The organism is Gemmatimonadota bacterium, assembly GCA_009841265.1.
In the GTDB taxonomy this organism is placed as follows: domain Bacteria; phylum JAAXHH01; class JAAXHH01; order JAAXHH01; family JAAXHH01; genus JAAXHH01.
In genome coordinates, this window is sequence record VXMB01000007.1 from 144281 (window position 1) to 156077 (window position 11797).

Below are 11797 nucleotides of genomic sequence, written 5' to 3' on the forward strand. Positions count from 1 at the left end.
AGGGAGTCAGGAAATCTCGAATAGCCGAACGGTACAAGATACGGGGGAGGCCGGCACACCGCTGATCACAGACGCCAACCGCATGGCGGCCATCGACTGGATGCGCGGCCTCGTCATGGTCCTGATGGCCGTCGACCACGCCAGCCTGGCGTTCAACGGCGGCCGGCTCGGCGACGATTCGTGGTACGCCGATGAGACGGGGTCTACGCTCCCCGCCGCCCAGTTCTTCACACGCTGGATTACCCACCTGTGCGCGCCGACCTTCGTCTTCCTGGCCGGGACGGCGCTGGCCCTGAGCTTCGAGCGGCGCCGTATTGCCGGGGCCCGTGACCGCGACCTGGACCGGCACCTGTTCAAACGGGCGCTCGTCATCCTTGCTTTCGAACTGCTGTGGTGGTCTCCTTTCAGCCTCCAGGTCCTGTTTGCCATCGCCATGGGGCTGATCTGCATGATCCCCTTGCGGCGCCTGTCCACCCGCACGCTGCTGATCGCCGCGCTTTCAATCCTGTTCCTGCACGAAGCCGTGTTCTGGGGCATCATGCACCTGGGTGGCATTACGGCCGACATGATTCGCGAGGTGACGAAGATGCCGATGCCGGACGGGGAATTCGATCAGGAAGCGATGAACGAGGCGGCCGCCCAGGTCCGCAACCTGGGCTGGATGAGCGTTTTCAACCCATTTTTTCATCCGGGGCTGCTTGTCAAGATCGGCCCCATACCCCTGTGGGTGCAGTATCCCTTCGTGCCCTGGCTGGGGATGATGATCCTGGGCTGGCTGCTGGGACGCTTTCTGGTGCAACAATCGATTGCCCCTGCGCCGTCGCCCAATGTTTCAAGTGGCTCGACCGTCGATGCGCGCGCAGGCGCGCCACGGTCCTCGATGCCGGTCGAACGCCTGCTGGTCATCGCGGGGCTTCTGGCGCTGGGCCTGTTTGTGCTGTTCCGCGCCTGGAACGGCTATGGCAACATGCTGCTCCTTCGCGAGGACTTTTCCCTGGTGCAGTGGCTTTATGTCAGCAAATACCCGCCAAGCCTGACCTTCGCCCTGCTGGAATTGGGTCTGATGGCCCTGGTACTGTCCGGATTCTTCCGGTACCAGCGCAATCTGAAGAGTCCGATCCGAAACCGGAATCCCCTGCTGGTGTTCGGCCAGACCGCCTTCTTCTTCTACCTGATTCATATGCACATCCTGATCTTCAGCGGGCTGGCCCTGGGTATGTTCATGCAGCAAGGACTGGGCGCCGCCTACCTGGCCGCCCTGGGGGTGCTGATCCTGCTCTATCCGGTGTGCCTGTGGTTCCGCCGTTTCAAAGCCCGCCGCCCCAAAGGCTGGGTGAGGTATATCTAGCCAGGGCTCGCAAGCTGTTCCCGACGCACATAACACGTGCCCATCCGCTTCAGTCTGGCGTAAGTCGGAGCAGTATCTTCTCGATGGAATCCTGAATACTGTTGATGGATTCCTTGATTTCCGCGAGCGTGCTTTCAACAGAAGCTTTGAATGAATTGATTCTGCCGATCCATATGCCTATGCTGACAAGACTGCCCATCCCGGCCAAAAGTACTGCGTATGTGATTGGGTTTTCCCACATGACGTACTCCTATTGTGCGAACTGCGAGTAAGCTTGATGTCTTCGATCTTCTGTGTGCTCCCCAAGACACGATGACGTCGGCGCGGCATTCCTTCTGACTCGATCAACCGCGGCCGCTCATCTCTCGCAGCGTTTCCTTGATCTCCCCGATGTCGTTTCGGATCTCCCCGATGTCGTTTCGGATCTCCCCGATGTCGTTTCGGATCTCCCCGATGTCGGATTCAACACATTCAAAGCGCTGATTGACGTCCGTTCGGAACTCCTTCATCTCCGTACGGATGCCTTTGATGTCGGATTCAACACGTTCAAAGCGCTGTTTGGTTTCCTTTCTTGATGAAAGTACAACTTCTTTAAGAACATCTATAGAGCGCAATATCTGTTCTTCCGTGTTCGTATCCGAGATACCTTTCAACATGACCCCCTCCTTATGCAACTGAATGAACCGACTGGTTATACAGCATACACGAATGATACGGGATCGGGTACCGGCCATGATGGAGATTCCGCGCGGCACAATACACGTCCCATGTCCTAAAGGGAATAGTCAGAATTGAAAGGGGGATATCGTGGTTTTTTTGAGAGAGAGGGGGAGGTATTGGATTACCGTCGTTGAAAAACGAATCCGAGCGTGTTGGTTGTTTAGTACCGTACAAAAACCAAATAAAGAACCCCTCTGTCGCCTGGTACCTTTGATGAAAGGTCGTCGGACGTCAGCGGGGTTAAGGGGAATACAAAAAAAAATGCGACTACATTAAGGCAATACAGTCTGCCCGTTCCAGTTTAAAGGGAACGGTTGATATGTATCGTGAGGATAGTCTCGTGTAGGTAGTCGCCGCATAAAGACGTTCTTTCTACTGATTGTTATTCTTGGTGATGTCCCGCTACTTCCCAATTCTACAAGACGCCATACGTCATCTACACGGATACCAAATCCAATGTTTCCCGTTGGAATACGTTGTGGCCGACCAGTGCGTTGATCGAACACGAGTCGTTCCGTACCAGCGTTGTTTACAGCGATGATAAACCCCTCATGATCGAAGATGAAGCTACCACTTGTGCCACCAGACAGATCTAGGTTGTGCTGAACAACGCGGCTATTGTCAGCGGTGGGACGCTCTGTTCCGTATGGCCTAAAAGCACTGATGGTACCGTCCTTGAATGTGGCTATGGGAAACGATGTAAATGGATCGGCGACCTCCCCCGGGAATCCTATTGTGCCTATTGGTTGTCCAACCCGTAGATTACGTGCTTGGTTACGTGGTAGAAAAGAAGGAACTCGTCCAAAATCGGCTTCAACGATAAATACTGCCACATCAGGAGAATCCACTGTGCCATCATATTCAGGATGTTCAATGAATGTGTTCAAAGCGTACGAATCCGATCCGCCGATTTCGGTGCCTGTTTTCACCGCAAATGGTTTTGGGTTTAAGTGCCTCACGCTGCGAAGACCTTCGATAAGTCCCCTTACAACATGGGCGTTGGTCCAAATAACATTATTAAAGTGAGCATTAAAACCGGACCCTACAACGAAATTGAATCCAAGCACTTGATAGCCGATGGCATAAGTCGCATCGTTTAACTGCCCTTCCTCAATCACATCCGCCCAATTCAATGGTTCGCCCGCTGGCCCCCGCGGACCTTGCAATCCCCGCGGGCCTTGGGCACCGGTCTGTCCAGGTTCGCCTGCCGGCCCCTGTGGTCCTGTGGATCCTGTCCCTCCCTGTGGTCCTGCGGGCCCTCTCGATCCTGCAGGCCCTGTCGGCCCTGGTTTTCCTTCGCAAGCGAGCAGTGCAAAGCAGATAATCACTGCGCCAAAACGGGATATCATAGATTCTATCCTTCCGAAAGTTCAAAGTGGTGAATGCACCCTATTAGTCCGTTTTATTTGACGGGTATCACCTGAATCTTGACTTCAGGAATGGTTGAATCGATTTCAAATACGCCGGTCTGCTCCATGCTTTTTATTGCAATTTCAATTCTAGCTGGACCAACAGTCCTGGAACTCATTTTGCTTAACGACACCGTGACGGCTTCGGGTTTGAGATTGTTCCAAGCACCAGTGGCAGCGTCCACGACTACCCCAATCAAACCTGTAAACAAGACGTCCAACACGAGATAACTACCGCTCAAATGCTTCGTAATCTGAATCTGAGCAGATTCATAACCATCTTTTGAAAACTTCAGAATGTAGTCATTCTTACGTTCTAATTCTAAAGTGGTGGGAGACGTATACGAGAAACCACCGACATCTATTGAAACGGCATTGGGTGATGTTTGAACGGGGATCGTCTGCCTAGTCCCCTGCATAATTGCTCCACAACCAGTATTCAATACTGAGACCAGCGCGATACAGGCAATTCCGAATCGAAGAGTACCACTTATCAAATCCATACCAATCTCCCTTAGAACCGAACTGATAATGAGAAAAAGTGAAAGATTATGAAGTCCAATCCTCAATCATTGGATCGTTTATAAAACACCGATCGACAGTGTTTAAATCAGTGGTACAAATAAATCCACAATAGTAAATAAAACCAATGATAAGAAAATAGTACAAACAGTTATATTAGTAGTGAATAAAAATACGTCAAGGAGTAAAAACGCGATTCAAACAAGCCTTAGAAACCTAGGCTGGAATGGTGGAATAAAGCGTGGACGCGAAGGTACATTTCGCGTATCAAGCGGGATGTTTGAAGGACTGTCTGAGGTAATCCCGCAGTCTTACCAGCCCGCGGGATTGTCCTGCCAGGTGCGGCCGATGTAGTCGAAGAAGGTGATGATGAGAAGGATCAGCAGCCAGAAGATGGCGGCGGCGGCGGCGAGCTTGGTCTGGCCGGGGCTGAACTTCAGGTGCATGAAGTACAGGATCACCAGGATCGCCTTGACACTGGCGATGAACATGGCCACAGGCGTGTTGAGAAAGCCCATTTCCAGGGTGGCCGCCCACACCGTCAAGGCGGTGAGGACCAGCAGCGCCGTGAAGATGGTCAGGTAGTTGGCCGAGGTGGCGATGTGGGGGCCGTGGTGGTCCCCGTGGCCGCCGCCTTCGGCTTGATGTCCGCCTTCGGCTTGATGGTCGTGTTCTGCGCGTTCAGTCATGGTATGATTCCTATACAGCCAGTCCGCCGATGAGGTACAGCAGCGGGAAGAGGAAGATCCAGACCAGGTCGACAAAGTGCCAGTACAGGCCGAAATTTTCGATCGGCGCGTAGTACTCGGGGGTGAACTTGTCCTGCCAGACGCGGATCAGCAGCCAGACGATGAGCACGAGCCCAATGAGGACGTGCAGGCCGTGCGTTCCGGTCATACAGAAGTAGAAGCCGTAGAACAGCTGTATGGTCTGCCCGTCGCCCAGGCCGGTCCACAGGAAATTGTATCCAGGGATCAGGCCGTCGTGCAGCTTATGGGAATACTCGATGTACTTGTTCACCATGAACACGAGGCCGAGTACAAGCGTCAGCACCAGGAAGATCAGGATGTGGTTCTTCTTGCCGAGCTGGGCCGCCCGGACGGCGAAGGCCATGGTGACGCTGCTTGTGATCAGGGCGACGGTGTTCAGGCCGCCCAGGAAGACGTCGAGATTCTGGCTTCCTATGACGAAGGATTCGTAATACTCGCTCCGGTAGATCGAATATCCCAGGAAGAACCCGCCGAAGAACATGACCTCCGTCAGCAGGAACAGCCACATCCCCAGGCTCGCGGCATCGTTCTGCTGGTCCATGTCGTCGAACTGATGACGCATGTATTCCGGATGCGCGGCGTGTTCATCGTGGCCGTGGGCGGCCGCTTCCGTACTGACTGACACGATCTTGCTCCTTCTACGCGTGTTCGCGTTCTTTCTCGTGCTCTTCCTCGTGCACCGGGTTGTCGATCACCTCGCCGTAGTCGTACGGCTCCTCCTCCACGATCGGCGTGGTGGGGAAGTTGTGTTCCGGCGGCGGCGACGACAGGATCCATTCCAGCCCCGTAGCCCGCCACGGATTTGGACCGGCGATTTTGCCGTTTTTCAGCGACCAGAGCAGGTAGATCGCCGGGACGATGAAGGCCGCCGCCAGGATGGTGGCGCCGGCGGACGACATGATGTTGAGCAGTTGCCATTCTTCCGGATAGACGTGATACCGCCGTGGCATGCCGAGGTACCCGACGATGAATTGCGGGAAGAAGGTCAGGTTGAACCCGGCGAAGATGAGGAAGGCGGCCAGGCGCGACCAGCCCTCCGGGTACATCCGGCCGGAGATCTTGGGCCACCAGAAGTGCAGCGCGGCCATGAAGGCCGTCACCGCGCCGCCCACCATGACATAGTGGAAGTGGGCCACCACGAAATACGTGTCGTGCATGTGGATGTCCAGCCCCATGATGGCCAGGAACACGCCGGTGAGGCCCCCCACGGAGAAGAGTCCGATGAAGCCCAGTGCGTAGAGCATGGGGGCGTCATAGGAGACCGATCCCCTGTAAATGGTCGCCATCCAGTTGAATACCTTGATCGCCGAAGGCACCGCCACGAGCATGGTGATAAAGGAGAAGACCATGCCGGCGTAGATCGACTGCCCGCTCACGAAGAGGTGGTGGCCCCAGACGAAGAAGCCGAGGACCGCGATCGAAACGCTGGACATGGCGATGAATTCGTAGCCGAAGATCCGCTTGCGGCTGAAGGCGGCGATGACCTCGGAGATGACCCCCATGCCGGGCAGGATCATGATGTACACGGCCGGATGGGAGTAGAACCAGAACAGGTGCTGAAACAGGACCGGGTCGCCGCCCAGGGCGGGATCGAATATGCCGATGTGCAGCCCGCGCTCGACCATCATGAGGGCCAGCGTGATGGCGATGACCGGCGTGCCGAGCACCATGATGAGGCTCGTGGCGTACATGCCCCAGACGAAGAGGGGCATCTTGAACCAGGTAATGCCCGGCGCCCGCATCTTGTGGATGGTCACCATGAAGTTCAGCCCGGTCAGGATGGATGAAAAACCGGCGATGAAGGCGGCCATGCCCGCCAGGATCACGTTGCTGTTGGAATAGGTGCTGCTGAAGGGGGTGTAGAAGGTCCAGCCCGTGTCCACCCCGCCGAGCAGGGTGGTCAGCACGCCGAACGTACCGCCGAAGATGAAGAGGTACCAGCTCATCAGGTTCAGCTTCGGGAAAGCCACGTCCTTGGCCCCGATCATGAGGGGCATGATGAAGTTCCCGAACACGGCCGGTATGGACGGGATCAGGAAGAAGAAGATCATGACGATGCCGTGCATGGAGAAGGCCACGTTGTACTGGTCCGCTTCCATGAGATCCGCTTCGGGCGTTGCCAGTTCCAGGCGGATCAGGCTGGCGAAGGTGCCCCCGATCAGGAAGAAGAAGGTGATCGAGAACAGGTACAGCAGCCCCACGCGCTTGTGGTCCATCGTCAAAAGCCAGGACTTGATCGTGTAGGCCGCGTTCAGGAAGTGGTCGCGGGGCATCCGGTGTTCGGCAGCCCCCTGCTGGGCTATCGTGCTCATTGGGCGCCCTCCGTACTCGGCAGCGATTTGATATAGGAAATCAGATTGAAGATGTTGGTCTCCGTAATCTGACCCTGGTAGGTCGGCATGATCGACGGATAGCCTGCCACCATCCGGATCCTGGGATTGACGATGGATTCCCGGATATAGGCTTCGTCGATCAGGATGCGTTCACCGCTGGCAAGGACTTCCTCCGTGCCGAATTTTCCGTTCAGGGACGGCCCACGGGCCGCGGCCTGGTCGCTGTGGCACGTATCGCAGTTGAGCTGCGAGAAGAGCCGCGCCCCGGCCTCCTCGGGCGTCTCGTCGGACACGCCGCCGCCCAGCCAGTCCTGGTAGTCCTCCGGTTCCATGGCGTATACGCTTCCGATCATCATCGAGTGTTCGGTGCCGCAGTATTCGGCGCAGAACAGGTGGTACTTGCCGGGCTTCGTCGCCTCGAAGGTCAACGAAGTGTACCGTCCTGGAATCACGTCGTTCTTCACCCGGAACGCCGGAATGAAGAAGCTGTGTATGACGTCCTCGGAAGCCATGGTCAGCTTCACCGGCGTGTTGATCGGCACGTGCATTTCGTTGATTTCCCGCTGGCCCGTGGGATGCTGGACGTGCCACATCCACTGCTTGCCGACCACGTAGTACTCCATGGCGCCGTCCGGGATCTGGTATACCCGGAAGAAAAGCCAGACGCCCCAGGCGAACATGATCAGCATGAGGACGAGCGGTATTGCGGACCACGTGATTTCGAGGCCCAGGTGGCCGTGGGTCTGCGTTTCCGCCTGCTGGTCCTCGGTGCGGCGCCGGTACTTCATGGCGAAAAGAAAGATCAGCACGCAGATCAGGGCCATGAAGAATATGCTGACGGCCACTACGAAAAAATACAGCAGATCGACTTCGAAGGCAAAGGTTGATGCGATCTCGGGATGCAGTTGGAATTGGTTGTTCATACGCTCACTTTACGGTTAAGTCCGGCCTTCATCGTCCGGTTACGCATCATCTCCGCGTTCGATCCGTTCCCGCCGCCGCCGGCGGTCCCGCTTGAACATGACGACCATGAAGGAACCCATGGCCAGCAGCGTGACCAGCCCCGCGAGGCGCATCGCGTTCATGATGGCAACGCCGTACCGGCCCTGCTCGGGATCGTAGTTGAAACAGTACAGCATGATCTGGTCGAACACGTTGCCCAGTTTTTCCTCGGAAGATTCGATGATGGCCAGCCGGATGTCCTCCGACGGGTACTCGATCCCGAAGAAGTAGTGCGATACCGTGCCCTTCGGACTGATGATCATGATGGCGCTGCCGTGGACGAACTGCCCTTCCGTTTCGTCGTAGACGTAGTTGAAGCCGACGGATTCCGTCAGCGCGTCGATCGCCGCCGCTTCGCCCGTGAGGAAATGCCAGCCTTCCCCGGTGCCGGGCCGCCCGTAGCGTTGCGTGTAAACGGCCTTCTTCTGCGACGCAAGAGTGGGGGACTCCCGGGGGTCGAAACTGACGGTCACGACCTCGAATTCCTCCCCGATACTGTAATTCAGGGGGGCCAGGCTGCGGTTGAGCCCGTTGAGCACTTCCGTGCACAGCATGGGGCAATCGTAGTAGACCAGCGTCAGGATGACCGGCTTGTCGCCGAAGTAGCTGCCCAGGCTTACCGGCGTGCCCGTTTCATCGTTGAACTCGAGGTCCAGGGGCAGGGAGACGCCGATTCTCTGTTCGATACCCACGTGCTTCAGGATCTCGGGCGTGGCGCTCGCGTCCAGGCCGGGTCCCGAGCCGATATCCTTCATGACGGCCGGGCCGCTATCGCCTTCCTGTCCATGCATGTCGCAGGGAGCCACGATCAGGACCGCGATCGCAATAAGCCCCGCGGCAACTGCGGCGTATCTGTATGGTTTGCTCGCCATCATCCTACGGTCCTTCCCCGGTATCGCACGCCGAGGGCAGCTTGTACCGGTCGTCGGTCGCGATCAGGTGCATGGCCCGCTCGATGGGAATCTGGACGATTTCCGCTGTGCGGATCACCCACCCGTAGTTATTCAGCTTCTTCGCTTCCGCCTCCTGGAGGGCAATCAGGTCTTCCTCGGGGATGACCTGGAGCCGGGGTTCGGGCGGTAACGCGTCCGCTTCGATCAGAGGCGCCGGCGCGTCGAATGTCATCGCGTTGTAGTCTTCGATCACCACGAACATCAGCCACATCAGTACCATGGAGATGATGGCCAGCGCCGTCAGGCCGATGCCGAACTTGATGACCAGGGGCACGTTGGTCTCGAATACTTCATGTCCCCGTTCTACCGAGACCTGGTCAACGATGTTATGGTTTTCGCCGTGATTCATGCCGTCCTCTTATAATACACGTTCCTCTTATAATACACGTTCCTAGGCCTTTGCCTTCGAGACCGGCGCCTTCGAGACCGAAGCCACGAGTTCCTCGAACCGGGGATCCTTCTGCGGGATCAACGGGAACCGCTTCAGCCGGTTCAGGACAAAGAAAAACCAGATGCCGAACAGTCCGACCGGAACCATCACGTCCATCACGCTGACACTGAACCCGTCGAGCCGGAAATTCGGCGCCACGTGCCAGAAGATGTCGACCAGGTGCATGACCAGGATGAACCAGGCCACGCGTACCAGCCTCCGCGGGTCCCGCTTCCGTGGTATGGACAGGAGCAGGAAGAAGGCGATGACGAACCGGCAGAGGACCAGGACGACTGAGAGGACTTCCCAGCCGCCGTGCACGCGGTGCACGTACCAGGGGTTCTCTTCCGGCAGGTTCGCCGCCCAGATGATCAGAAACTGGGACAGCATCATGTAGAACCAGAGCAGCGTAAAGGCCAGCAGGAGCTTGCCCCAGTCGTGGAACCGGTCCGCGTCGGCGAGTTTTGATATGGGCTCGTGTTTCCGGAGCCAGGTCATCATGATGATGACAAACGAAAGGGTCGCGCCTCCGGCGTTCACGATCATCATGACCCCGTAGAGCGTCGAGAACCAGTGCGGATCGGTGGACATGATCCAGTCGAAGGACGCGAAGGTCATGGACAGGGCGAACACCACGACGCCGGGTCCGCAGATATTACGCATCTTGTCGTTCAGCCTGGGATCTCCCGACGTATCCTGGGCGATGGACCACTTGATCAGCAGGGACGAAGCCGCTATCCAGATGGCGAAATAAAACACGGTCCGAACGATGAAGAAGGGCACGTTGAGATAGGATTCCTTGTGCTGCAGGATCGGGTCGACAGCCACCACTTCCGCGTGCGTCCAGTGGTACAGGTCGTGCATGCCCAGCACGATGGGTATGAAGAGGACGAGCAGTACGGGCAGCGTGCTCATGCCGGCTTCGAGCAGGCGCTGGATGACGAATCCCCAGCGGCCGCCGATGAGGTGGTGCAGCATGGTGAAGGCCATGCATACCAGGGCAATGCCCGCGCAGATCATGTAGCCCACCAGGTAGGCCTGGTAGAAACCGGACATCGCGCCCGTGGCGAAGGCGTAAAGCAATCCGCCCAGCACCAGGATGACGCCGACGGTCAAAGCCCGGGTCTGAATGCTGCTGAACTGCGCCAGAAGATTGCTGGAGATCGCTGTCATTCTTCCACTTCCACGATTTGTTGAATTCTTTGCTGATCGGATTCCGGCAGTTCGGCCAGGTTGGCGCCCTGGCTCATCTGCAGCGCGCGGATATAAGCGGCGATGGCCCAACGGTCGGCCGGATCGATGCGTTCCTCGTAACTGTACATGGTGCCGAAGCCGTTGGTCACCACGTCGACGTAATGCCCCACCTCCACGTCGAGGAGCCGCTGGCTGTGAAAGGACTCCGGCTGCTTCATGCCGCGCTGCACGATCATGCCGAGTCCGTCGCCCGTCTTGCTGTGGCACGGCGCGCAGTAGATGTCGTACCGTTCCTGTCCCCGCTTCAGCATTTCAATGGTAACCGTGCTGGGGAACGTCGTCGCCAGCGCACCGTCGATCTTGCCCGTATAGAAATGCTCGTCCAGTCTCAGGTTTCCCCGGGCGATGGTCCCTTCCACCGCGGGACGCACCGACCGCCGGTCGCCGAAGAAGTCGCTCTCCTCGAAGGGCTCGGCGCGCGGCTGGTCGTGCATGTCCTGCCGGCAGGCCGATGCGGCGGCCAGGCACAGGACGCACAGGAAACCGGCGTATATGAAGGCCATGGGGCTACGCTTCAACTTCATTCACCTCGTGGGGGTTTAACTCTTCCAGAAACTGCCGGGTCGCGTCCTTTTCGAAGTACGGGTCTTCCGCCTCGATGCACAGGAAGAACCGGTCCTGCGTGGCGTACCGGAACCGCTCGATATCGAAAAGCGGATGGTTCGGCCGGGGCAGCTTGTTCATGACCATCATGCCGATCAGCGCGGCGAAGGAAGCGAACAGGACCGTGCACTCGAACATGACCGGGATGAAGGCCGGCCAGCTGTTCAGGGGACGGCCGCCCACGTTGATCGGGTAGTGGATCACGGAGGCGAACCACTGCATGAAGAAACCCACGGCGCATCCGGTCAGCCCGCCGATCAGGATCACCAGCGCCACCTTGTTCTTGTGGAGGTGCTGGATGTCGAGCAACTCGTCGAGGGGGTAGGGCGTGTAGGTCTCGATATGATGGTACCCGGCGTCCACGGTCTTCTGCGTGGCTTCCACGATGGCTTCCTCGTTTTCAAACTCGGCCACGAGGCCGCGCAGTTCGGGCTGGGCGGGTCCGTGATTCAT

The 11797-nt window shown here is 57.5% G+C and carries 14 protein-coding genes; 1 reads left to right on the forward strand and 13 read right to left on the reverse strand.

The window, feature by feature from the left end:
* The first annotated feature begins 82 nt into the window (after positions 1–82).
* Positions 83–1348: a DUF1624 domain-containing protein gene (locus F4X08_02325; GenBank protein MYD24631.1), complete on the forward strand. Its 1266-nt coding sequence runs from the start codon at positions 83–85 to the stop codon at positions 1346–1348.
* A gap of 49 nt (positions 1349–1397) precedes the next feature.
* Here the strand turns inward: F4X08_02325 and F4X08_02330 are convergent, their stop codons facing one another.
* The 13 genes from F4X08_02330 to F4X08_02390 all read right to left on the reverse strand — a co-directional run bounded on the left by F4X08_02330 (position 1398) and on the right by F4X08_02390 (position 11797).
* A complete protein-coding gene (locus F4X08_02330) occupies positions 1398–1589 on the reverse strand; it encodes a hypothetical protein (GenBank protein MYD24632.1) in 192 nt (63 codons plus the stop codon).
* Between the two features lie 103 nt (positions 1590–1692).
* Positions 1693–2004, reverse strand: coding sequence for a hypothetical protein (locus tag F4X08_02335; protein ID MYD24633.1), 312 nt, complete (start codon positions 2002–2004; stop codon positions 1693–1695).
* A gap of 336 nt (positions 2005–2340) precedes the next feature.
* Complete coding sequence (locus tag F4X08_02340; protein MYD24634.1) at positions 2341–3234, reverse strand: trypsin-like peptidase domain-containing protein; 894 nt, start codon at positions 3232–3234, stop codon at positions 2341–2343.
* A 236-nt stretch (positions 3235–3470) separates the two neighbouring features.
* On the reverse strand, positions 3471–3980 hold the full coding sequence (locus F4X08_02345; protein MYD24635.1) for a hypothetical protein: 510 nt from the start codon (positions 3978–3980) through the stop codon (positions 3471–3473).
* Positions 3981–4310: 330 nt separating this feature from the next.
* Complete coding sequence (locus F4X08_02350; GenBank protein ID MYD24636.1) at positions 4311–4688, reverse strand: oxidase; 378 nt, start codon at positions 4686–4688, stop codon at positions 4311–4313.
* 10 nt (positions 4689–4698) lie between these two features.
* Complete coding sequence (locus tag F4X08_02355) at positions 4699–5331, reverse strand: cytochrome c oxidase subunit 3 family protein (GenBank protein MYD24637.1); 633 nt, start codon at positions 5329–5331, stop codon at positions 4699–4701.
* Between the two features lie 76 nt (positions 5332–5407).
* Positions 5408–7081 carry a cytochrome c oxidase subunit I gene (locus F4X08_02360; GenBank protein ID MYD24638.1) on the reverse strand — a complete coding sequence of 558 codons (1674 nt, stop codon included), beginning with the start codon at positions 7079–7081 and terminating at the stop codon, positions 5408–5410.
* Positions 7078–8025 carry a cytochrome c oxidase subunit II gene (coxB, locus tag F4X08_02365; protein ID MYD24639.1) on the reverse strand — a complete coding sequence of 316 codons (948 nt, stop codon included), beginning with the start codon at positions 8023–8025 and terminating at the stop codon, positions 7078–7080. The genes F4X08_02360 and coxB overlap by 4 nt, the downstream gene beginning before the upstream one ends.
* A 39-nt stretch (positions 8026–8064) precedes the next feature.
* Positions 8065–8976 carry an SCO family protein gene (locus F4X08_02370; GenBank protein ID MYD24640.1) on the reverse strand — a complete coding sequence of 304 codons (912 nt, stop codon included), beginning with the start codon at positions 8974–8976 and terminating at the stop codon, positions 8065–8067.
* Between the two features lie 4 nt (positions 8977–8980).
* Positions 8981–9406, reverse strand: coding sequence for a hypothetical protein (locus F4X08_02375; protein ID MYD24641.1), 426 nt, complete (start codon positions 9404–9406; stop codon positions 8981–8983).
* A gap of 42 nt (positions 9407–9448) precedes the next feature.
* On the reverse strand, positions 9449–10660 hold the full coding sequence (locus tag F4X08_02380) for a hypothetical protein (GenBank protein ID MYD24642.1): 1212 nt from the start codon (positions 10658–10660) through the stop codon (positions 9449–9451).
* Positions 10657–11244, reverse strand: a complete 588-nt coding sequence (locus F4X08_02385) for a cytochrome c (GenBank protein ID MYD24643.1) — start codon at positions 11242–11244, stop codon at positions 10657–10659. The genes F4X08_02380 and F4X08_02385 overlap by 4 nt, the downstream gene beginning before the upstream one ends.
* A gap of 4 nt (positions 11245–11248) precedes the next feature.
* Positions 11249–11797: a DUF3341 domain-containing protein gene (locus F4X08_02390; protein ID MYD24644.1), complete on the reverse strand. Its 549-nt coding sequence runs from the start codon at positions 11795–11797 to the stop codon at positions 11249–11251.

What these genes read in the sequence shown, in the direction of transcription:
- coxB (MYD24639.1), bottom strand. Translation starts at nt 8,025, where the DNA reads ATGAACAACCAATTCCAACTGCATCCCGAGATCGCATCAACCTTTGCC.
- F4X08_02375 (MYD24641.1), bottom strand. Translation starts at nt 9,406, where the DNA reads ATGAATCACGGCGAAAACCATAACATCGTTGACCAGGTCTCGGTAGAA.
- F4X08_02380 (MYD24642.1), bottom strand. Translation starts at nt 10,660, where the DNA reads ATGACAGCGATCTCCAGCAATCTTCTGGCGCAGTTCAGCAGCATTCAG.
- F4X08_02345 (MYD24635.1), bottom strand. Translation starts at nt 3,980, where the DNA reads ATGGATTTGATAAGTGGTACTCTTCGATTCGGAATTGCCTGTATCGCG.
- F4X08_02330 (MYD24632.1), bottom strand. Translation starts at nt 1,589, where the DNA reads ATGTGGGAAAACCCAATCACATACGCAGTACTTTTGGCCGGGATGGGC.
- F4X08_02360 (MYD24638.1), bottom strand. Translation starts at nt 7,081, where the DNA reads ATGAGCACGATAGCCCAGCAGGGGGCTGCCGAACACCGGATGCCCCGC.
- F4X08_02350 (MYD24636.1), bottom strand. Translation starts at nt 4,688, where the DNA reads ATGACTGAACGCGCAGAACACGACCATCAAGCCGAAGGCGGACATCAA.
- F4X08_02390 (MYD24644.1), bottom strand. Translation starts at nt 11,797, where the DNA reads ATGAATCACGGACCCGCCCAGCCCGAACTGCGCGGCCTCGTGGCCGAG.
- F4X08_02335 (MYD24633.1), bottom strand. Translation starts at nt 2,004, where the DNA reads ATGTTGAAAGGTATCTCGGATACGAACACGGAAGAACAGATATTGCGC.
- F4X08_02385 (MYD24643.1), bottom strand. Translation starts at nt 11,244, where the DNA reads ATGGCCTTCATATACGCCGGTTTCCTGTGCGTCCTGTGCCTGGCCGCC.
- F4X08_02355 (MYD24637.1), bottom strand. Translation starts at nt 5,331, where the DNA reads ATGCGTCATCAGTTCGACGACATGGACCAGCAGAACGATGCCGCGAGC.
- F4X08_02370 (MYD24640.1), bottom strand. Translation starts at nt 8,976, where the DNA reads ATGGCGAGCAAACCATACAGATACGCCGCAGTTGCCGCGGGGCTTATT.
- F4X08_02325 (MYD24631.1), top strand. Translation starts at nt 83, where the DNA reads ATGGCGGCCATCGACTGGATGCGCGGCCTCGTCATGGTCCTGATGGCC.